This is a genomic window from Rothia sp. HMSC068F09, from assembly GCF_001812775.1.
GTDB classification, from domain to species: domain Bacteria; phylum Actinomycetota; class Actinomycetes; order Actinomycetales; family Micrococcaceae; genus Rothia; species Rothia mucilaginosa_A.
The window spans coordinates 141,436-162,657 of sequence record NZ_KV810424.1 but is presented as its reverse complement, the minus strand read 5'-3'; the positions used below and the strand labels follow the sequence as shown (position 1 = coordinate 162,657).

The following is a 21,222-nucleotide window of genomic DNA, read 5'->3' as shown; positions in this document are numbered from 1 at the left end:
GGGGGGGGGGGGGGGGAGCGTGAGGGGCATCTTGAGTGGATTCTGAGAGGAGAAAGAACGACTCTCACGGTGCGTTCGATTTTAAGTAGGGCACCGTATCGGTTAAAATGGAGTGAATGAGCCGCGCCTATCGCGCACCGGTCGCTCTGTCGACCCTCGAATCGTTCTCCAGCGGAACGATGTATTCGGGGCGATACCGGCCGCCGATTGATGGGGCGCGGTGTATCGCTTAACGGCTCCCGCTACGCCCAACGGGCGTCCGGGAACCGGGCGAAAACTAGCTAAGACGCGTGACTGGCATTCTGCGGATGCCGCATACGAGGACACAAAAGGAGGGGCCGTGGTGGAGCACCAGACCGGCGAGAGCGCAGGCACTGACGAGGCGTACCCGAGCTTCGACCAGCCCCTGGACGGATTCGACGCGCTCTTTCCCGCGGCACCGCCTCCTCGCGGTGAACAGGGCGTGCTCTTTGCGGACCCCGTTTCTGTGGTGGAGGAAAACCTGGGTTACCGTGGTGCTGTCGCCTGCAAGGCAGCCGGTATCACCTACCGCCAGCTCGACTACTGGGCCCGCACCGACCTTGTGGTTCCCACCGTGCGCGGCGCATCCGGTTCCGGTACCCAGCGCCTCTACAGCTTCCGCGACGTTCTCGTGCTCAAGATCGTGAAGCGCCTGCTCGATACCGGCGTGTCCCTGCAGCAGATTCGCCTCTCCATCGAGCACCTGCGAAGCCGAGGCCTGGATGACCTGGCCGATATCACGCTCATGAGCGATGGCACCACCGTGTACGAGTGCACCTCGCCCAGCGAGGTCATCGACCTGGTACAGGCCGGTCAGGGTGTCTTCGGCATCGCTATCGGTCGCGTGTGGCGAGAAATCGAGATGAACCTCAATGGTCAGCCCGGCGAGGAAATGCACGAATCCTTCGAAGGTGACGAACTCGCCGCCCGCCGCGCCCGCCGCGCCCAGGCCTAATACCCGTCTGACCCGCCGGTCATAGTTGCGGGGCTCCAGCCCCCACAGACCCCATACTTTTTCTTCTGCCCGCCCGAGCACCAACGATGCACGGGCGGGCAGAACGCTATCTGCGGGGGAGAGGGTAAGAACACTCAGGGCCTAAAAGGCGCATCGAGACCGCATGGTGGGCATAACGAGCAAATATTCAAGGACAGGTTGAGAAAATACTCACGTTACCCCCTGTCAGGTCCGGAAGAGGCACATGGATTCGCTAGAATGAAGGAGCATTACACCTCACTCATATCACGGATTCTCAATGTCCCGAATCGTTAGTATCAGTAGCCTCAAGGGCGGCGTGGGTAAAACCTCCATCACCCTGGGGCTCGCCTCCGCGGCGCTACACAGCGGCCTTTCCGCACTCGTTATTGACCTCGACCCTCACGGAGACGCCAGCACCGGCCTAGCCGTCGACGAAAGCATCCCCGACGTGGCCTCCCTGATTGCCAGCACCAATGAACGAGCCTTCGCCGATGAAGCCGGAGAGTCCGCCTGGAATAGGCTGGTGGGTAAACCAACCCTGCTGACCAACACCCCCGTCGACACCGGTAGCGTGCGGGTCGCTCGCGGGTCGGCACGTTCCACCCTCGTGGACCGTCAGGAAGCCGCACCGTTCATTCGCAGATTCAAGCGCATGGTGGACGCCGCGGCGGGCGCCTACGACGTGATTCTGATTGACTGCCCGCCCTTCCTGGGGACGCTTTCCTCGATGGGCTGGGCCGCCAGCCAGCGCATCCTCTCCGTGGCCGAGCCCTCCCTCTTCTCTGTGGCCGGCACGGAACGCACCCTGCGCGCCATCCTGCGCTTCCAGCAGGAGAGCGGCACAAGTATCGACGGGGCCGGGGTCGTCATCAACAAGATGCGCCCGGACGACAGCGAGCACCAGTACCGTCGAGACGAGATGCGCTCGCTCTTTGGCGACCTCGTGGCCGAGCCCGTCCTGCGAGAAAGCCCCGTGCTGCAGCGAGCCCAGGGCGCCGCCTACCCGATTCACTTCTGGCCCGACGAAGAATCCGTCGAACCCGCCGTGGACTTTACCCGCCTGCTGGTTGGGCTCATGGCCGACCTGTAGGCCGTCAACCGGGCTGAAGATGCGAACGCTCGAGTTGCGTGCCGCATCGTGTTCCGGGTCGCTCTGGCGATATGTACTTCTGCGGGAATAGCCGTGCTCCCCGACGCGTTATAGTAGCAGTAAAAGAGCCGCACGTTCGCAGGAATCCCCGAACGTTGTACAGGGCCGCGGTCGTACCGCAGATAAGACAGAGAAAGAGAAAAACATCGTGAGCATCGAACACCTGGAACGCATCGACGGGGTAGCCCAGTACGACCTCATCGTGATTGGTTCCGGCTCGGGCAACACCCTTATCGGCCCCGAATGGGACGATAAGAAGGTTGCACTGGTCGACGGCGGCATCTTTGGCGGAACCTGCCTGAACGTGGGCTGTATTCCCACCAAGATGTTCGTCTACCCGGCCACCATCGCCCAGAAGACTCGCGAGGTTAAGCACCTTGGCATTGACGCGCACGTGGATGCCGTGCACTGGGCACAGATTCGTGACCGCATCTTTGCCTCCCGCATCGACCGTATTTCCGAGGGCGGCCGCGATTGGCGTGCAGGCCTGCCCAACGTAGACTTCTACGCTCAGTACGCACGCTTCGTCGGTTCGCACACGCTGGAGTTGACCGATGGCACCCGCCTGCACGGTCGGCAGATCGTGATTGCCGCTGGTTCCCGTGCTGTGTTGCCTCCCGTGCCCGGTATTGACTCCTCCAAGGTCTACACCAACGACAACGTCATGCGCCTGGACGAACTGCCCGCCCGCATGGTCGTCATCGGCGGCGGCGTGATTGCGGCAGAATTCTCCCACGTTTTCTCCGCCCTCGGCACCGAAGTAACCCAGCTCAACCGCTCCTCCCGCCTGCTGCGCGGGGTGGACGCGGAGGTCGTGGAACGCTTCGAGAAAGCCGCAAGCAAGCAGTGGAACATCGTCAAGGAAGCCTCCCTCGCCGAAATCCGTGAGAACGCCGACGGCAGCGTGACCGTCGTGGCGAAGCGTGCTTCCGAGAACGGTGAAGAGCTGCTCGAAATCCCGGCAGACGCTGTGCTCGTAGCAACCGGTCGCCGCCCCAACACCGACGTGCTGAACGCCAAGAACTACTTCGACGTGCAGGACGGCGGCCTGCTCAGCGTCGACAAGTACCAGCGCGTGCTCTACAACGGCGCGCCCGTCCCCGGCGTCTTCGCCCTGGGCGATGTCTCCAGCCGCTACCAGCTCAAGCACGTGGCCAACCACGAGGCGCGCGTTGTGCAGTACAACCTCAGCCACCCCGAGGATTTGCGCGCGAGCGATCACCGCTACGTGCCGGGCGCAATCTTCAGCAACCCGCAGATCGCCATTGTTGGCATGACCGAGGAGCAGGCCCGCGAGGCTGCCGCTCGCGAAGGATTCGAGATTACCGTCAAGGCCCAGAACTTCGGTGATACCGCCTACGGCTGGGCCATGGAAGATCAGATCGGCCTGTGCAAGCTCATCGCGCGCAAGGACAACGGCGAGCTGCTCGGTGCGCACCTGGTGGGTGAGGAATCCTCCGTGCTCATCCAGCCGCTGATTCAGGCCATGAGCTTCAACCAGGATGCCCGCACCCTGGCCCGCGGTCAGTACTGGATTCACCCGGCCCTGACCGAAGTTGTGGAGAACGCCCTGCTCGGCTTGGAGTTCGACGAACCCGCGCAGGCCTAACGCCCGGGCACGCGGAACACCTCTGAAGCCCCGGTTCCCGGGGGGTAAACACCAAAGGAGGGGGTCGCACCGAATCGGTACGACCCCCTCCTACTTGCGTTTATTGCTTTGGCCAGAGCTAGAGCGGCGCGGCCCTAGCTCCGCTACTCGGGCTTCTTTTCTGCGTGCTGAGCTTCTGCTGCCCGCGGAGCTTCCTTCGAACCCGGCTCTTCGGCGGTCTCGGCAGACGTGTCGGCGCTCTTCGCGTTGTCCGCGCCTTCCGCGGATTCCTCAGCCTCTTCAGAATCCCCGGCGGCTACCGCACGGTTCTCCTGGTATTCCTGAATCATCTCGACGGCCTGCTCACGAAGCTCGCCCAGGCGTTCGGTTGCCTGGTCACGGAACTCGGCCAGACGCTCGGCCTGCTGATCGGCGTACTCGGCCAGGCGCTCGGTCGCTTGGTCGCGCAGCTCCACGAGTCGCTCTGTCTGCTCGGCGGCGTAGTCCTGCAGTCGGGACAGCGAATCCGACGTGGTGGCGGTAACCCGGCCGTACATTTCATCCACGTAGGAGGAGAAATCCTGTAGCACCTTCGCGCGACGAATCTTGTGCGAGGGGGTCAGGTAGCCGTCCTCTTCGGTCAGGTCGCGGTTCATGATGCGGAACTCGCGGATACCCTCGGCGCGCGAGACCAGCTGGTTCGCCTCGTCCACAATCCGCTGCACGGCGGCGCGTACCGCCGGATGCACGGCCGCCTCCGGGATGGACAGTGAACGCGGCAGCCCCAGGTGCTCGAGCTGCTCGGGCAGGGTATCCGGATCCAGGGTCACGAGGGCCGCGATGAAGGGCTTCTCATCCCCCACCAGCATGGCCTGGGAGACCAGGGGAGAGGTGCGCAGATGGTTCTCCGCAATGCCCGGAATGACGTTCTTGCCGCCGGCAGTGACAATGATTTCCTTCTTGCGTCCCACAATCTTCAGCAACCCGGCCTCGTCGAACTCGGCCAGGTCGCCGGTGCGGAACCAACCATCCTCGGTGAACGCCTGGGCGTCCTCCTCGGGGTTCTTGTAGTACCCCTTCATGACGCCCACACCGCGCACCAGCAGCTCGCCGTCCTCGGCGATGGCACCCTCGGCACCCGGAAGAAGCGGGCCAATCCTACCAATCTGATACGGGTTGATACGCCCGGCCGCGATGGGGGCGCAGGTCTCGGTCAGGCCGTAGCCCTCGATGACCTGCACGCCCACCGCGTGGAAGAAGTGCGCGAGGCGCTCGCCCAGCGGGCCGCCTCCGGAGACCGCGTAGTGTAGCTGCCCGCCCAGGGCCGCACGCAGCTTGGAGTACACGAGACGGTCGTACAGGGCGTACTGCGCCGCGAGCTTGAAAGATACATGTCCGGCGACTTTCGCCTTCGACCATGCGATCGCGATGTCCACCGAGCGGTCGAAAAGAGCTTTGTTGAGAGAACCGCCCTTCTCTGCCTTGGCCTTGGCCCCCTCGTACACCTTCTCGAAGACTCGGGGGACCACGAGCAGCATGGTCGGCTTGAAGCTATCAAGGTCAGCAGCGAGGTTCTTAATGTTCGGGGAGTGGCCGATAACCACACCGGCGTCCAGGGCCAGCACCTGAATCAGGCGAGCCAGCACGTGGGCCAGAGGCAGGAAGAGAATTGACGAGTTGCGGGGGTTTGCAATCTCGCTTTCCACGAAGCGCGTGTTGGCGCTCAGGTTCAGGAAATTGCCGTGGGTGAGCGGGCAACCCTTGGGACGGCCGGTCGTGCCGGAGGTGTACACAATGGTCGCAATGTCATCGCAGGTGGCGCGGGTACGTGCCTGCTCAAGCTGCTCGTCGCTGACCTCGGAAGCACGGGCGCTCAGCTCATCCAGGTCGCCGTTCTCGATGACCCAGCGGTGCTTCAGCTGCATGGGTTCTTCGGTGGATGCAGAGAGCTCCTCGGCCTCCTTGATGCGGCCCAGCAGCTTCTCGTCCTCGACGAAGACCGCGGTGGCCTCGGAGTGGGAGAGCGCCCAGGCGGCCTGGGCGGGTGCATTCGTTTCGTAGACCGGCACGGAGATAGCGCCGGCGTACCAGATGGCGAAGTCGATTACGGTCCACTCGAAACGGGTACGGCTCATAATGCCCACGCGGTCACCCGGGTGGATACCCGCGGCAATCATGCCCTTCGCCAGGTCGGCCACCATGCGGTAAAACTCGCTGGCGCGTACCGGCTGCCAATTGCCCGGGGACATCTGGCGACGGTACAGCACGGGGTCCGCGCTGTTGGCGCGGTGACGCTCAACGAGGCTCGTGAGGTTCAACGAGGGGTCGACAATGACCTCTGCGGGGGAAGAAAAGACTTTCATGATGCGCCTTTCGGTTGGGGCGGCCTCTGCACGGTCCCGGTGCGGCTCTACGGGAGTCGCGGGGTGGAATACGGTACTGCGCCTACGGGGTGATGCGGTCCGCGGGAGCAGAGCGGTGGGCTATCTCGGTGACAAAATCCTGGAGCGAGGCGAGCACATATTCGGCGTCGTAGTCGAGCGTCGCCACGTGGTAGCTACGGGTTAGCCATCTAAATTCTACAGGAGCTGAACAATGTTCGAGAAAATATTTATGGGAGCTATCGGACACAGTGTGATCGCCCAGCGAGCGAAGGTACAGCACCGGTGCCTTCAGGCGCGGCAACAGCTCGCGGGTCTCGGCCCCCAGCAGGTGTAACTGATACACCGAGGCGGTGGGCGTCAGCCGGTACGCGCCCTCGCTCACGCCCGGAACGGCGATGTCCGAGCCCACCGATTTGAGCGCCGGCAGAAGCTTCGAGACGACCCCGGCGTGGCGCATCAGCGGGTTCACATCCACCATGTAGGGGTTAATGATTGCGGTGCCGAGCACCGGCAGACGCGCGGAGAGGTTCACGGCCAGCGTGCCACCCATCGACATGCCGATGACGACGACCCGAAGGCCCTCGTCGGTGAGGCGACGGTAGGCGGACTCGACCGAGTCCAGCCAGTCGCGGTAATCCGTCAGGCGCATATCCTGCCAGCGGGTACCGTGCCCCGCGAGTAGCGGCATCTCCACGGGGTAGCCCAGCGCCGCGAAACGCTCGGCGATGGGGCGCATGCTGTGCGGGGAACCGGTGAAACCGTGCACGATAAGGATGCCCACGCCGGGCTCAGAAGCCCCAACCCCGCGGGAACCTTCGGCACTCTGAGGCTCCGGACGGAAGGATAGCGGGGAATGATCGAAGACATTGGGGGCGCCCCCGAAACGGTGCTCCAGCATCTCTCGCACCTCCCGGGTGGCCAGGAGGCGGCGCTCGCGGGCCTTGCGCCGCATACGCTTAATCGGCTCAAGCGAGCTATCAAAAATACTCATGGCCCTCCTTAGACAATGCCGGGGGCGCGGGCTAACGGCCGGCGCGGGGAGAGACGCGCATCGCCCCTCGGCCCTAGAATACCTCGCCCGCCTCGACGACACCTGTGAGGTGAGCCTGCCGGCGGAGGAGGACGACGGATTCAGCGGAGGGCGGAGCAGGTAGCCGACTCGTGCCGCACATTCGCCGTAATGCGAACGCGGAATACGGAGGTGGTCGGGGAGAACCGCAGGGACAGGCTAGAATTGAGCCGGGAATATTCAGAGAGGAGATCCCCATGCCGACCACCGCCCTGTACCGAAGCCTCAAGATTATTGGCTCGCCACTGCTGACGGGCCTGTACCACCACGAGGTGGTGGGGCTAGAGAACCTGCCCGAGGGCCCCTTCATCGTCGCCAGCAATCACCTGGCGTTCTGTGATTCCATTTTTATTCCGCTTGCGCTACCCCGCACCGTGAACTTCCTCGCCAAGAGCGACTACTTTACGACCCCGGGGATCAAGGGCCGAGCCATGGCTGCTTTCTTCCGCGGGGTGGGTCAGCTACCCATGGACCGTTCCGGCGGGCAGAAGAGCCAGGAATCCCTCGACGCCGGCGCGCGGGTTCTTGCCGAGGGCGGCATCATCGGCATTTATCCCGAGGGAACGCGTAGCCCCGACGGCCGCGGCTACCGTCCCAAGGTGGGCGTGGCCCGCCTGGCCCTCGAGTCACGGGTTCCCGTCGTTCCCATCGGGCAGATTGGCACCGACCTGATTCAGCCCTCCGGTTCGAACCGTATTCGTCTGCGCCACGATGGCGAGCCGATTCGTGTGCGCACCGTCATCGGCAAGCCCCTCACCTTCGAGGAGTACACCGCCGACGTCGAGATCAGCTACCGATCCCAGCGCGAGGTTGCCGATACCATCGGCGCGGCGATTCGCGCCCTGAGTGGGCAGGAGTACGTGGACGTCTACGCGGATCGCGTCAAGAAGCTCATGGCTGATAAGAGCATGAGTGCTGACGAGGCCGTGTCCCGACTGCAGAACGAGAAACGCTAGAGGGCGTAGGTAGACGGCACGGCCACGCGGGCCGACTAGGGGTTATCTGAATCCTGAGATGAAGCCCCGGCCCGGGGCGTTCGTAAACACCGCAAGAGTACAATATACCCATCTCTTCCCCGTCCGCGCGGGGTCGAGAGACGACGCACAAGACCATCCCGACGGAGTGAATGATGAGCACCCAGAACCTCAACACCGCGCAGACCGACGACCACGGTCTGGACAACTGGCGCGAGCTGCACATTGACCAGCAGCCCACCTGGAGTGAGCACGAAGATTTTGAAAGCACCATCGCCGAGCTGAACTCGGTGCCCCCGCTCGTCTTCGCCGGTGAGGTCGACGCTATGCGCCAGGCGCTCGGCGAGGTGGCCGAAGGCCGCGCCTTCCTACTGCAGGGCGGCGACTGCGCCGAGACCTTCGCCGGCGCAACCGCCGACAAGATTTCCGGCCGCGTGAAGACCATCCTGCAGATGTCCGCGGTGCTCACCTACGGTGCGTCCATGCCCGTGGTGAAGATGGGCCGCATGGCCGGCCAGTTCTCCAAGCCGCGCTCCGCAGACATGGAAACCCGCGGCGACGTCACCCTGCCCTCCTTCCGCGGCGAGACCGTCAACGGTTTCGACTTCACCCCCGAGGCCCGCGTGCACGACCCCAAGCGCATGCTGCGCGGCTACCACACCAGCGCTTCCACCCTGAACCTGGTGCGTGCCTTCACCAAGGGCGGCTTCGCCGACCTGCGCGCCGTGCACCAGTGGAACCGCGGCTTCACCTCCAACCCCGCCCACGAGCGCTACGAGAAGACCGCTAACGAAATCGGCCGCGCCCTCAAGTTCATGGAGGCCTGCGGCGTGAACTTCGAGGCCCTCAAGACCACCGACATGTACGTTGGCCACGAGGCCCTGGTTCTGGACTACGAGCGTGCCCTCACCCGCATCGATTCGCGCACCCAGCTGCCCTACGACACCTCCGCACACTTCCTGTGGATTGGTGAGCGCACCCGCGGCGTCGACGACGCACACGTGGACTTCCTCTCCAAGGTCCGCAACCCCATCGGCGTGAAGCTGGGCCCGACCACCACCGCCGAGGACGCACTTGCACTGATTGACAAGCTCGACCCGAACCGCGAGCCCGGCCGCCTGACCTTCATCACCCGCATGGGCGCGAAGAACATTCGCGAGAAGCTGCCCTCCATCGTCGAGGGCGTACAGGCCGAGGGCGCGAAGGTCGTGTGGGTGACCGACCCGATGCACGGCAACACTATCTCCGTGCCCTCCGGCTACAAGACCCGCCGCTTCGACGACGTGCTCGACGAGGTTCGCGGCTTCTTCGAGGTGCACGAGGCCCTGGGCTCGTTCCCCGGCGGTATTCACGTGGAGATGACCGGCGACGACGTGACCGAGTGCTTGGGCGGCTCCGACGCTATCGACGAGGCAGCACTGGCTGACCGCTACGAGTCCCTGTGCGACCCGCGTCTGAACCACTCGCAGTCCCTGGAAATCGCGTTCCTGGTCTCCGAGTACCTCAAGAACCGCGGTAACCGCGGCTAAGGACGCTTGCGTCTCATCGCTTCTCGTACGCCCTTGCGACGTACTAACGGGCCCGGCCCCTCAAGAGTTGAGGGGCCGGGCCCGTATCGTTTGGTGAAGACGGCGCTTAGCGAAGACAGCGTTTAGCGGCGAGGGTGCTTGGAATGCCCCGGGGTGAGGAGAGATTCTGGGCTAAGGGTTTGGTCCCCGGCGGGATCCCGTGAACCCCGATTCCCGATAAAACCCGATGAATCCCGGCGGCTGAGCGTCTAGTAGCTCAGGCCGAAGAAGCTCGCGAAGTTCTTCCACCACTCCGACTGTAGGATGGAGGTCGCAAGCCACCACCCACTGAAGCTGGCGCTCATGCCCAGCAGAATCACCATCAGCGCCCACACACCCATCGCCGCGCCTGAGGGGGGAGGGGTGAGCTCACGTACCGGCAGTCGGCGGTCGCGGTGGAGAGCATCCCGCGACGTGAAGCCGGAGGAATCGGCGGAACCGGTGCTCCCGCCGGAATCCCGCCGAGAAGTATCAGGGGTGTGCGCCCCGTCCGATTCCTCGGTGCCTTTGGAGTAGTCGGGGTAGGCGTTGAGCGCGCGCTCGGCGTAGATGGGGGCGTACTCGCCGAAGGTCGAGATAAACTCCTGCTCGGTCTGCGGGCCGATGCCGACGGAGCCTCCGCCGCCGGCGGACGGCGCGGCGGGCGCATCGGGTGAGGCACCGGAGCTTTGGGCCACCTCCGACCCCCGCGAATCATCGGACTCATTGGGCTCGCCGGTATTAGAGGCAACCGAAGCCTCGGGGGCCGAACTCTTGAGCGGGGGAATACCCTCGGGGTTGAGCACCGAGTCCTCCGCGTCCACATCGGCCAGGTGCACCTCCTCCCGAGAACCGGTGAGCAGGCTATCCGGAGAATAAACGTCGTAGGCGAGCAGGTCCCCGGCATCGCTAAACGCGCTGATGGGGGTGTTGCGCACCATCTGTCCCGCGCCGCTGCGCTCGGCGATCTCGGCCACCGCCTCCCACAGGGTTGAGGTAGGCTCCGGGACGCTCGGAGCGCGCCAGGACAGCTCGGACTCGCCGAGAGCTTCGGCAACCTCCTTGAGGGAGGCGAAAAGCTCGGTGGCGTCCTCGGGGCGGGCCTGCGGCTGCTTGCGGGTGCACCAGGCGATAATTCCAGCCACGTCGCGGTCGATGCCCGGGGCGATATCGCCGAGCGGGGGCATCTCAATATTGGCGTTGTGGTACAGCACCTGCTGGTCGTTCTCCAAACCCACGAAGGGCAGGCGTCCCGCCAGCATGCGGTACATCATGACGCCGAGCGCGAAGATATCGGCCTGCGCGCCCACCTTCACCTGCGGGTCCAGGACCTCCGGCGCCACGTAGGCGGGAGTACCCATGGGGGCGCCGGAATCCACCTGATCGTCGCGGCGTGACAGACCGAAGTCCGTCAGCTTCACCTGGCCGTTGGCGTCCAGAAGAATATTGCCCGGCTTAATATCACCGTGCAGGTAGCGGTTGGCGTGCACCTCCGAGAGGGCATCCACCACCGGCAGCAGAACATCCAGCGCCTCGCCCAGGCTCAGGGCGCGCCGCGTGCGCAATAGCTGGCTGAGCGTGCATCCGTGCACATATTCGAGCACGATATACATGACCATCTGCCCGGCCACGTACTCGGTGCCCGAAGAGATGACACCCACCGTGTGTCCGCCGCCCACCTGGCGCATCGAGCGTTCCTCGCGGTGGAATTTCTGCCGGTTGGCGGCGTCCTGCGCCAGGGAAGGGGAGAGGATTTTGAGCGCCACAGGATTGTTCGACCACAGATCCAGCGCGTAGTAGACCTCGCTCATGCCACCCCGCCCAATGAGCGAGCCCACCTGGTAGTGTCCCTCGATAATGGCGCCACTCAGCCACTCCGAAGAGCCGACCGTGGCACCCTGTGCGGGCGCGGTGGTGGCCGGAGGAACAGTAGAAGAGGCGGGAGGATGCGAGGGCGATGAGTGAGTGTGCGCGGAAGAACGGGGGCGCGGGAGGGGAATATTCATACGGCCTCTATCTTATCGCTCGGCCCAATCGCGCAGCGGGGAAAAGGTCATCGGGAGGGCAATACTCAGCTGATTCTAAGGCAACCGCCTGAGCGGATTGTGACGCTCCGCGCGGCTGAGCGGGTCGAAAGTGGTAAATATGAGTCGGCTCTGGCACTCTTAAAAGGTGACTAACGAAAATATTGCTCAGACCTTCGCCCTCGTCGGCGATTGGGTCACTATTCCCGATATTGCGCAGGCCCTCGATCTGAAGGTGACCCGCGTGCACAACCTGATTTCTGACGGTACGCTCATCGCCCTGCGCGACCCCGAAACCAACGTGCGCAAGGTTCCCGCGCTGTTCCTGAACGGTTCGCGCGTGCTGGAATCCCTCAAGGGCACCCTCGTGGTGCTGAAGGACTCCGGCTTCAGCGATGAGGAAGCCATCGTCTGGCTGTACACCGAGGACGAATCCCTGCCCGGCCGCCCGATCGACGCACTGATTGACGGCCGCAAGACCGAGATTCGTCGCCGCGCCCAGGCCCTGGCCTGGTAGCACCGGAGGGTAGCGCCGCAACGCGGAGGCGCAGGGGGCCGGTAAACACTCCGGCCCGGGTGCTCTTCGCACGGCGGGAACTCAACTGATAAAACAGCGGATGGGGTAGCGTGAACGCTACCCCATCCGCTGTCGTTTAACGGTCTCTTCGCTGCGCCTCGCCGCTATTCCTACGTCTTTTTCACGCCCCGCGGTGAAGGCCCCGCGGGCTGAAAACACGCCCGTTTAGGACTTGCGACGTAGCGCGCGGTCCACGATATCGCTCAGCGCCGCGCGCACGAGCTCGTCGAGCTCCAGCGCATCCAGAGCCTCAAAGACCGCATGGGACTTCTGCTCAATCAGCCGCTCGTGCTCGGCGAAAGCACCCGAGGACACCATGAGCTCACGGATGCGCTCCACCTGCTCATCGCTCAGGTTGGGGTTGCCCAGGCTGTCGTGCAGGAGCGCTGCCTCCTGCTCGCTGAGGGCCGCGGAGGTCAGCGCCACCAGGACGGTGCGCTTACCCTCGCGCAGGTCGTCACCGGCGGGCTTGCCGGTCACCTCGGGATGACCGAAAACGCCCAGCTCGTCGTCGCGCAGCTGGAAGCCCTCACCGAGCGGCAGACCGAAGGCCCGGTAGCCTGCCAGCACCGGATGCTCCTCGCTGATTGCGCCGGCCCCGCTCTCCAAAGCCCGCGCCTGCAGGGCCAGGGCCCCACCGATCGTGAAGGGGTGCTCGCACGAGTACTTGGCGGACTTGAAGCGGATCACGTTGAGCGCTCGTTGCAGGGCCGAACTGGCATCTTCGGTGTCGAGCACCTCGGAGTAGACGTCCAGGTACTGCCCGGCCAGAACCTCAGAACGCATACGGTCAAAAATAATGCGCGCAGGGGCGCCATAAATCGCTCCCTCACCCAGGGACGCGAAAACCTCGGCAGACCAGGCGAGGGTCAGGTCGCCGGCAAGAATACCGCCGGTCAGACCGTAGTTGAAGGCGTCGCCGCGCCAGTTATTCTGCTCGTGCGCGGCCTCGAAACGCTTGTGCACGGAGGGGGCGCCGCGGCGGGTGTCGGAGCGGTCGATGATGTCGTCGTGAATGAGCGCGGAGGTCTGGAATAGCTCCACCGCCATGCCGGCCTTCACGATGGACCAGGTGCCGCGGTTCTCGGTCACGGGTGCGCCTCCCGCCCCGCGCCAACCCCAATAGCTCAGCAGGGCACGCAGACGCTTGCCGCCGGTAGAAAGGGATTCGATGGCCTCCAGCAGGGGGAGGGTCTCGGGGGAGATGCCCTCCAATAGTTCGCGCTGCGCGGCAAAGAACTCGGCCATCAGGGTATTGAAGGCGTTCAGGTAGGCGCTCTGCTCATTTTCGAGAGCCTCGGCGATGCCTGCGGGCAGCTCTGCGGAGCCTCCGGCGGGGGAAGGGGTCGTCATACTATCCTCGGTGTACGTGGGGACGATGGGCATGGGTGCGGTGTGCACCCCTCTAGCTTAGTGGAGAAACGCGTCACACGGGGTATTTGCGAATATGTTTACTAATATTTGGGAGCTTAATTCGTAGACGTGTGCTATATTTGGGGTGTGGTGAAAGCTGTCGAAGGGAGGTTGAGGGGTGAGTAAGCCGGGCCGCGATAATGCGCGCGTCATTATGCATCTCGATATGGATGCCTTCTTTGTCAACGTCGAACTCCTCGAGAACCCCTCGCTTCGGGGTAAGCCCATTATCGTTGCGCCGACGGGCCCTCGCTCAGTGGTATGCTCGGCCTCCTATGAGGCGCGCGCCCACGGGGTTCATTCGGGCATGCCTCTCAGCTGTGCCCTCTCCGAGGTTCCGCACGCTACGGTCCTTCCCCTGCGCGCGGATTACCGGTACTATTCCCGAGCCGTCATGGATATTCTGCGTGACCTTAGCCCGCTGGTAGAGCAGGTGAGCGTGGACGAGGCCTTCGTGGATCTTACGGGCGCCCACCGGCACGGGCAGGACCCCGTGCAATTGGCGCAGCGGGCGCGTGAGCGCATCGCGGGGGAACTCTCCCTGCCCTCCTCGGCGGGGGTGGCTCCCAATAAACTGCTGGCCAAGATGGCCTCGACCGGCAGTAAGCCCAACGGCCTATGGGTCGTGCCGCCCGGCCGCGTGCAGGAATTCCTCGACCCGCGCCCGGTCTCGGCGCTGTGGGGCGTGGGCTCGAAAAGCACAAAGCTTTTGGCCGGCTACGGAATCCAGACCATTGCGCAATTGCGGTCCATGAGCATCGAGTGGCTTCGGGACCGTTTCGGCACCTCCCACGGGGAATACCTCTGGACTGTTGCGAGGGGCATTGATGACCGGCCCGTCCTGACCGAACGCGATGAGAAGAGCATGGGTGGCGAGCATACCTTCTCCGAAGATACCGCCGATGCCGCCGCCATCAGCGGGGTTGTGCGCGAGCTGAGTCTCAAGCTCGGGCGGCGTCTGCGCGAATCCGGTCGCCTCGCGGGGCGGCTGAGCCTGAAAATTCGCTATGCGGGTTTCGAGACCCACACTCGATCCGTGCCCCTCAGCTCGCCCCTGGATTCGGGGATGCGCATCGCCGAGCTGGCGCTGGAGGCGCTGCGGGCCGACGGAATCCTGACCGGGGACGAGGCACCGCGACCCATCCGCCTGGTTGGCGTGCGGGCCGAGAAGCTGGCTCGCGCCGAGGACGGGGTGCAGCAGGCTCTCTTCGAATCCATCGAGTACAAGCCCGCCGGGCGGGGGTCTAGGAACCGGGGGAGCGGAGGCGCGGTGAACCTCGGGGATCTGAACTCCCGATCGTCGAAGCTCGCGCCGGAGGCTACCGAGGCGGTGCTCGTGAAGGCCGGTCGCTGGTCCGAGGTTGAGCACGTCATGGACGCGATTCAGCGGAAGTACTCGGCCGAGAGCATCAAACCGGCCTCGAGGGTTGCGCTACCCGACCGGAAGACCGACGGCCGCTCGGGAGGGGCCGAGGCGGGCTCTGCAGAAGAGGCTCGTGACGGATAGAGGGACAGGGGGAATCGGTGGACCATCGTAGCGGCGAAGGCTGAAAGAAATGGGCGGCTGGTGAGTTCCCCGGCCCCGTCGCCTCCACGTGTCGAAATAGCCCCAAAACGGTTCGTAAAATAAGTAGCTGATGGGCTAAAAATAGTGCGTTGCTCGCGCCTTGCGCGGTAGGATGGAACCAAAGAGTGCGCACGCGCCACGGGGTGCGTTTCAACCCGCTGTGGATACCGGCGCGAACGCGTTGTCAGAAAGACAAAGGAGAACACGATGGCACTGTCCGAGCGTGAACAGAAAGTTCTTGAGCAGCTCGAAGAACTCATGAGCAATGAGGATCCGAACTTTGCCTCGTCCATGTCCTCCACCGGCAATACTGCTCCCGTATTCAGTGCTCGACAGTTGGCGCTCGGAATTCTCTGCGTGCTAATCGGTCTGGGCATTATCATTGGTGCCGTCGCCTCTCACCTCATCTGGCTGGGCGTGCTCGGCTTCCTCTTTGCAGCCTTCGGCGTGTACTTCGCCAGCACCAGCAAGAAGACCCCCGTGGATTCCTTCCTGGGAGGCAAAGCCGGCGGTGCCGCCCGCGCCCGCTCCCGCGAGCAGAAGGAGCGCTCGGCCTTTATGAACCGCCTGGAGGAGCGCTGGGACGAGCGCAACAACGGTCAGAACTAAAACCCGCTGATGGCCCGGGACAGCAGGTTTCGGACCGAAGATACCGAGGTGAAAATACCGAGGTGAAAATACCTGGCTAAGGATGCCGAGTTGAAGGGGTCAAGCCGGAACTCATAATGACTTTCCCAAGCGGAGGCGAGACGTATGTCTCGCCTCCGCTTTTTCGTGCCCGGTGTCTTTCTCCAAGTGGCCTTTTCTTGCTTGGGGGCTTGTGGGCTTCGCTTTCAATCCTTCTGCGTACAGCAGGCTGGTTGCCCCGGGTGAAGGCATATATAGCCCGCCCGGAATAGGCGCTAACTCCTTTTGTGTGTGCCTCGCGCCACTCTGCTGTTGTGTATCTAAGTTCTGCCGCTAAATGGCTCTAACCTGTGTAGAAGCTGTGCGCTGAGATAAAAAATGCAAAAGAAGGAATAAAAACCCTAAAAGACCTTCCTCGAGGTGGGGGAGGTGGTGGAAAGTGGGGTAAAGTGGAGGAGAAGGCTGAAGCCCCCTCCCTCAGCCGTGCCCCGCACCCGTTTCCACTGTGGTGCAGGGCGCACGTCGTATTCTTCCGTTCGCTCCGCAAGCGCCATCGGAAGGGACGTGAGGCGAGGGCGCACGACAGGCTCAGCATCAGGCACACACGGGGGAGGTGACGCGAATGTTCCTGGGAACCTATTCGCCACGAATGGACGCCAAAGGGCGCATCATCCTCCCCGCCAAATTCCGTGAGGAACTCTCAGCAGGCCTCGTTCTGACCCGCGGTCAGGAACGATGCCTGTACGTTTTCCCCTCCGCGGAATTCGAGCGCATCCACGAGCGGATGCGCAGCGCACCCCTGCCGGGGCGAGCCGCCCGCGACTTCCTGCGAGTATTCCTCTCGGGAGCCTCGGATGAGCTACCCGATAAACAGGGGCGCATCACCATCCCTCCGATTCTTCGGCAGTACGCCGGGCTTGGCGACCAGCTTGTGGTCATCGGGTCCGGAACCCGGGCGGAAATCTGGGACGCCTCCGCCTGGGAGGAGTACCTGGCCCGCACGGAAGCCGAGTTCGCGGCCCTGGATGAAGACCCCTTCAGCCCCCTGCTCTAACGACTCGACAACTCGTCGAATCGGCAGAGACACGGAGTCTACAGGAACGCCGATTCGGCAGGGCGATAAATCGGTGCGGACCCGATGCGCGGTCTGCGCCCCCCCCACACGCTTTATCGACACACCACTCACCACCACGCAGGATTACCTCACACAGGAGCACCCATGAGCGTAGAACGCGCCCCCGAAGCCGGCACCTCCGGCTCCTCGGTGAAGGTCACCGGCGCCTCCATCGACAATCTTTCCGAGCGTGACGCCAGCGAGCGCCACGTGCCCGTCATGCTGGACCGCTGCATCAACCTGCTGGCACCCGGCATTGAGCGTGCCGTGGAGGAACGCGGAACCGCCTACGTGATTGACGGAACCCTGGGCATGGGCGGCCACTCCGAGGCGCTGCTGGAGCGGTTCGAGAACCTGGTGCTCATCGGTATCGACCGGGACCTGCAGGCCCACTCCATCGCGGGGGAGCGTCTGGCACGCTTCGGCGAGCGTTTTGTGCCTGTACACGCGGTCTACGACGAAATCGACCGCGCCATGGAAACCGCCGGGGTGCAGGAAATTGACGGCGTCCTGCTGGACCTGGGCGTCTCCTCCATGCAGCTGGACGAACGCGCCCGTGGCTTCGCGTACTCCTACGACGCACCCCTGGACATGCGCATGAACTCCGAGGACGAGCTCACCGCGCGCATCGTGGTCAACGAGTACAGCGAGGACCAGCTGCGCCGCATTATCCGCAATTGGGGCGAGGAGAAGTTCGCCTCGCGCATCGCCCGCGCCATCTGCGCTGCCCGCGCCAACGCGCCCCTGGAGACTACCGGCGAGCTCGTGCGCATTATTCAGAAGGCGGTTCCCGTCGCGGCCCAGCGTACCGGCGGCCACCCCGCCAAGCGCACCTTCCAGGCGCTGCGCATCGAGGTCAACCACGAGCTGGAGGCGCTCGAACGGGCCGTTCCCGCGGCCCTGGATGCGCTGAACCTGGGCGGCCGATTCGTTGCGATGAGCTACCACAGCCTGGAAGACAAAATCGTGAAGCGCGCCCTCACAGCCGAGGCGACCTCCAAGGCGCCGAAGGGATTCCCCGTGGAACTCGAGGAGCACAAGCCCACGATCAAGATTATTACCCGCGGCGCGGAGCCGCCCACTGAGGAAGAGATTGCGCAAAACTCTCGTGCGGCCAGCGCCAAACTGCGCGCAGCCGAGAAGATTCGAATCCCCGCCCAGTAGCGATTTGCTCGCCCGCAGACGACAGACGCTAGTAACCACCTAAGACGAAGATTAGAGAGCGAATGAGCACCCAGCACGCATCCCAGCGCCCCACCCGCGCCCAGGGTACCCCGCGGACTCGACGCGCCGGTTCTTCGCGCCCCTCGGCGGGTGCATCCGGCGCTCTGAGCTCGAGCCTGGGCTCCTCGAACGCCTCGCACAGCGCGGGCGTGACCCGCACCTCCAAGGGCGTACATTCCGGCCGTACCCGTAGCGCGCGGGTGGATCCGGTTACCGCTTCTCAGCCCGTGGTTCGCCCGGCAAGCACCGCCGCCTCCCACGGGGGTAAGCGCACCGCGGGCCACGTTCCCGGACCGGTACGTGCCGCGGCCCGAACCGAGGAACCGCGCGAGGAAGAGGTCGTCACCCGACGCACGCCGCTGTCCGCGGTGACCCGCCGCGCCCGCCGATTGAGCCCGCCGACCATGCTGGCCGTTTTTGCCGCTATCCCGCTGACCCTGATTTTTATCCTGCTGCTCAACGTGCTGATCGTGACCCGACAGTATGACATGGTGGACCTGCGCGCGCAGGAACAGCGTCTCGTGCAGGAGAACCAGGCCCTGCAGCAGGAGATCGGTTTCAAGGAGGCGCCCCAGGACCTGGCGGTGCGCGCGAGCGCCCTGGGCATGTTCGCCAGCTCCTCGCAGGCCACCCTGAACCTGCAGACCTCCAAGATTGAGGGAACCCCCGCCCCCGTGGCCAGCCCCACCGGCAAGGCCGCGACCAAGGAACAAAACCTGATTGCGCCCCCGGCCGCAGGCTCCGAGGAGAGCTACGCCAAGAGCGTGGTGGATGCGGATAAGACCACCCAGCAACGTCACGCAAGCGCGACCGCGAGCGCCTCGGCGAGCGCAACGGCTAGCCCCGCCGCGGCCAATAACGCCGCGAACAGCGGGACCTCGCAGAACAGCGCTACAAACAACGGCGCGGCGCAGCAGTCCGCCCAGCCGAGCGCCTCCGCCGCTGCGAACGCCGCGAACACGAATAACGGTGCCGCTAACGGCACCGCACAGAACGGCCAGGCCACCCGCTAGCCGCCCCCAACCGACACCCCACACAGCACGAGAACCGCGAAAGGATATCCCCGAATGAGCTTCGACGCGCGCCATCACGCGAACGAACCGGCATCCGGGAAGCCGGACCTGACCCGCCGAGGCTTCCTGGCCGGCGCGGCCGCCACCGGTGCCCTGGGCGTCATCGGCGTAAACCTTTTCGTGCGCCAGGGCTTCGACCCCGGCGGGGTTGCCAACGCCTCGCGCCAGAAGCGCCTGCGCTCGCAGGTGCTTCCCGCAGCGCGCGGGCAGATTCTCGACGTTAACGGCAACGTCATGGCCCGCTCGGTGCAGCGCTACAACCTCACCGCGGACCAGACGGCCGTCGCCACCTTCAAGCGTTACAACGAGGACCGCACCCAGAAGATTGAGGTCACCCCCAACCAGCTGGTGTACGAGATGGTCGATATTCTCAAGACCGTTGACCCGGGCATTACCGACGAGTTCATCAAGTCCAAGCTGGACGGCACCTCAAAGTACTCGGTGATCAAAGCAAATATCACCCCGGAAATTTTCAATAAGATTGATGCCCTGGGTGCGCCCTTCATCTACGGTGAGGCGTTCTCTCAGCGCCTGTACCCCAACGGTAGTGTGGGCGGTTCCGTGGTCGGTAAGTACAACATTGTTGAAGAGGCAGACGGCAACGGTACGGGCGGTACGGTGTCCCGTAACTACTCCGTGGGCATTGAGCGTGTCTTTGAGAAGGAGCTTGCCGGTACCCCCGGTGAGCGCACCTACGAGATTAGCGCTGATGGCGTGCGTATCCCCGTAGCGAAGGAAGAGCAGCGCCTGGCGGTGGACGGTAAGAATATTCGCCTAACCATTAACCGTGATGTGCAGTATTTTGCGCAGCAGGTGGTGCGTGCCCGCGCCGAGGAGCTGAAAGCTGAATGGTGTACCGCCATTGTTATGGATGTGCGTGACGGCTCCATTTTGGCTCTTGCTGATTCCTCCACGATGGACCCGGGCGCGGCAACCATTGAGGACGCGGCGGACATGACCCCGCGCGCTATTTCGCAGAGCGTGGAGCCCGGTTCGACCGAGAAGATGCTAACTGCTTCGGCGCTGATTGAGCAGGGCCTGACCACCCCGACGAGCGTGTATGACGTGCCCGCGACCCTCACGATTGACGGCCAGACTTTCAAGGATGCGTTTGAGCACGGGGCGCAGCGGCGTACTTTCTCGGGCATTATTCATGACTCGATGAACACCGGTACGGTGCTGGTCGGTCAGAAGCTCAGCAAGGAAGAGCGCTACAACTGGTTGAAGAAGTACGGCGTCGGCGAGTTTACCGGCATTGAGCTGACCGGTGAGGAGCAGGGTATAATCGCTGATTGGCGTGATTGGGATGGCCGTCAGCAGTACACTGTGCTGTTCGGTCAGGGTGTTGCGCAGACTCCTTTGCAGACCGCCATGATTTTCCAGGCGCTGGGCAATAAGGGCGTTCGTCTGAAGCCGCGCATTGTGGACGCGATCATTGACGCCGACGGTACCGAACATAAGCGTGCCGTAGAGCCTGGCGAACGCATGGTCAGCGAGGAGACTGCCGCTTCCTGCCTGACTCTCATGGAGAATGTGGTGGAGCAAGGCCACGCCCGTCCGGCGAAGGTGACCGGCTACCGCGTGGGCGGTAAGACCGGTACTGCGGAAACTCCGAGTGAGAAGGGCGGCTACGACGGCAACACGACGTCCTTTATTGGTGTGGCGCCGATTGAGAACCCGCAGTTCTTGGTGGCGGTGACCATGCAGCGTCCTGAGGGTAGCGTGGGTGCGAACGGTACGACGGCTGAGTTCTCCAAGATTATGGAGAAGACCCTGCACACCTATAATGTGCCGCGTTCTACCGGTGAACCGGAGTTGATTCCGCTTTTTGCTGAGGATAGCCCCAATAAGACGAGCTAAAGGCGAGCGGGGGAGAGGTTCCCGGTAGCTGATT

16 protein-coding genes are annotated in these 21,222 nt (G+C 63.8%); 12 read left to right on the top strand and 4 right to left on the bottom strand.

Going from position 1 to position 21,222, the window contains the following annotated elements:
- Nucleotides 1-406: 406 nt before the first annotated feature.
- From HMPREF2874_RS04540 to HMPREF2874_RS04530, 3 genes are all read left to right on the top strand, one after another.
- Nucleotides 407-976: a MerR family transcriptional regulator gene (locus HMPREF2874_RS04540; protein ID WP_141754217.1), complete on the top strand. Its 570-nt coding sequence runs from the start codon at nt 407-409 to the stop codon at nt 974-976.
- A gap of 298 nt (nt 977-1,274) precedes the next feature.
- Entirely contained in the window at nt 1,275-2,087 is an 813-nt protein-coding gene (locus tag HMPREF2874_RS04535; RefSeq protein WP_049332619.1) for a ParA family protein, read from the top strand.
- Nucleotides 2,088-2,295: 208 nt separating this feature from the next.
- Nucleotides 2,296-3,756 (top strand): mycothione reductase, encoded by a 1,461-nt coding sequence (locus HMPREF2874_RS04530; RefSeq protein ID WP_070649087.1) that lies wholly within the window; start codon nt 2,296-2,298, stop codon nt 3,754-3,756.
- 143 nt (nt 3,757-3,899) lie between these two features.
- Here the strand turns inward: HMPREF2874_RS04530 and HMPREF2874_RS04525 are convergent, their stop codons facing one another.
- Nucleotides 3,900-6,098 carry an AMP-binding protein gene (locus HMPREF2874_RS04525; protein WP_070649086.1) on the bottom strand — a complete coding sequence of 733 codons (2,199 nt, stop codon included), beginning with the start codon at nt 6,096-6,098 and terminating at the stop codon, nt 3,900-3,902.
- An 82-nt stretch (nt 6,099-6,180) separates the two neighbouring features.
- Nucleotides 6,181-7,110 carry an alpha/beta hydrolase gene (locus tag HMPREF2874_RS04520; protein ID WP_070649085.1) on the bottom strand — a complete coding sequence of 310 codons (930 nt, stop codon included), beginning with the start codon at nt 7,108-7,110 and terminating at the stop codon, nt 6,181-6,183.
- 275 nt (nt 7,111-7,385) lie between these two features.
- Here HMPREF2874_RS04520 and HMPREF2874_RS04515 point away from each other — a divergent pair, with 275 nt between their 5' ends.
- Nucleotides 7,386-8,144, top strand: a complete 759-nt coding sequence (locus HMPREF2874_RS04515) for a lysophospholipid acyltransferase family protein (protein ID WP_070649084.1) — start codon at nt 7,386-7,388, stop codon at nt 8,142-8,144.
- Between the two features lie 173 nt (nt 8,145-8,317).
- Complete coding sequence (locus tag HMPREF2874_RS04510) at nt 8,318-9,691, top strand: class II 3-deoxy-7-phosphoheptulonate synthase (protein ID WP_070649083.1); 1,374 nt, start codon at nt 8,318-8,320, stop codon at nt 9,689-9,691.
- A 248-nt stretch (nt 9,692-9,939) separates the two neighbouring features.
- On the opposite strand, the gene HMPREF2874_RS04505 is transcribed toward HMPREF2874_RS04510, so the two are convergent.
- Complete coding sequence (locus HMPREF2874_RS04505) at nt 9,940-11,715, bottom strand: serine/threonine protein kinase (protein ID WP_083309843.1); 1,776 nt, start codon at nt 11,713-11,715, stop codon at nt 9,940-9,942.
- A gap of 166 nt (nt 11,716-11,881) precedes the next feature.
- Here HMPREF2874_RS04505 and HMPREF2874_RS04500 point away from each other — a divergent pair, with 166 nt between their 5' ends.
- Nucleotides 11,882-12,250, top strand: coding sequence for an Rv2175c family DNA-binding protein (locus tag HMPREF2874_RS04500; RefSeq protein WP_049332634.1), 369 nt, complete (start codon nt 11,882-11,884; stop codon nt 12,248-12,250).
- 225 nt (nt 12,251-12,475) lie between these two features.
- Here HMPREF2874_RS04500 and HMPREF2874_RS04495 read toward each other — a convergent pair whose 3' ends face one another.
- On the bottom strand, nt 12,476-13,558 hold the full coding sequence (locus HMPREF2874_RS04495) for a polyprenyl synthetase family protein (RefSeq protein ID WP_371440544.1): 1,083 nt from the start codon (nt 13,556-13,558) through the stop codon (nt 12,476-12,478).
- A gap of 283 nt (nt 13,559-13,841) precedes the next feature.
- On the opposite strand from HMPREF2874_RS04495, the gene dinB reads away from it, so the two are divergent.
- From dinB to HMPREF2874_RS04465, 6 genes are all read left to right on the top strand, one after another.
- On the top strand, nt 13,842-15,230 hold the full coding sequence (gene dinB, locus HMPREF2874_RS04490; protein WP_246823775.1) for a DNA polymerase IV: 1,389 nt from the start codon (nt 13,842-13,844) through the stop codon (nt 15,228-15,230).
- A 267-nt stretch (nt 15,231-15,497) separates the two neighbouring features.
- Nucleotides 15,498-15,899: a DUF3040 domain-containing protein gene (locus tag HMPREF2874_RS04485; protein ID WP_049332637.1), complete on the top strand. Its 402-nt coding sequence runs from the start codon at nt 15,498-15,500 to the stop codon at nt 15,897-15,899.
- 640 nt (nt 15,900-16,539) lie between these two features.
- A complete protein-coding gene (mraZ, locus tag HMPREF2874_RS04480; protein ID WP_049332640.1) occupies nt 16,540-16,971 on the top strand; it encodes a division/cell wall cluster transcriptional repressor MraZ in 432 nt (143 codons plus the stop codon).
- Nucleotides 16,972-17,136: 165 nt separating this feature from the next.
- Nucleotides 17,137-18,195, top strand: coding sequence for a 16S rRNA (cytosine(1402)-N(4))-methyltransferase RsmH (rsmH, locus tag HMPREF2874_RS04475; protein WP_070649081.1), 1,059 nt, complete (start codon nt 17,137-17,139; stop codon nt 18,193-18,195).
- A 62-nt stretch (nt 18,196-18,257) separates the two neighbouring features.
- Complete coding sequence (locus tag HMPREF2874_RS04470; protein WP_070649080.1) at nt 18,258-19,268, top strand: cell division protein FtsL; 1,011 nt, start codon at nt 18,258-18,260, stop codon at nt 19,266-19,268.
- A 54-nt stretch (nt 19,269-19,322) separates the two neighbouring features.
- Nucleotides 19,323-21,188, top strand: coding sequence for a peptidoglycan D,D-transpeptidase FtsI family protein (locus tag HMPREF2874_RS04465; RefSeq protein WP_070649079.1), 1,866 nt, complete (start codon nt 19,323-19,325; stop codon nt 21,186-21,188).
- Nucleotides 21,189-21,222: the final 34 nt, after the last annotated feature.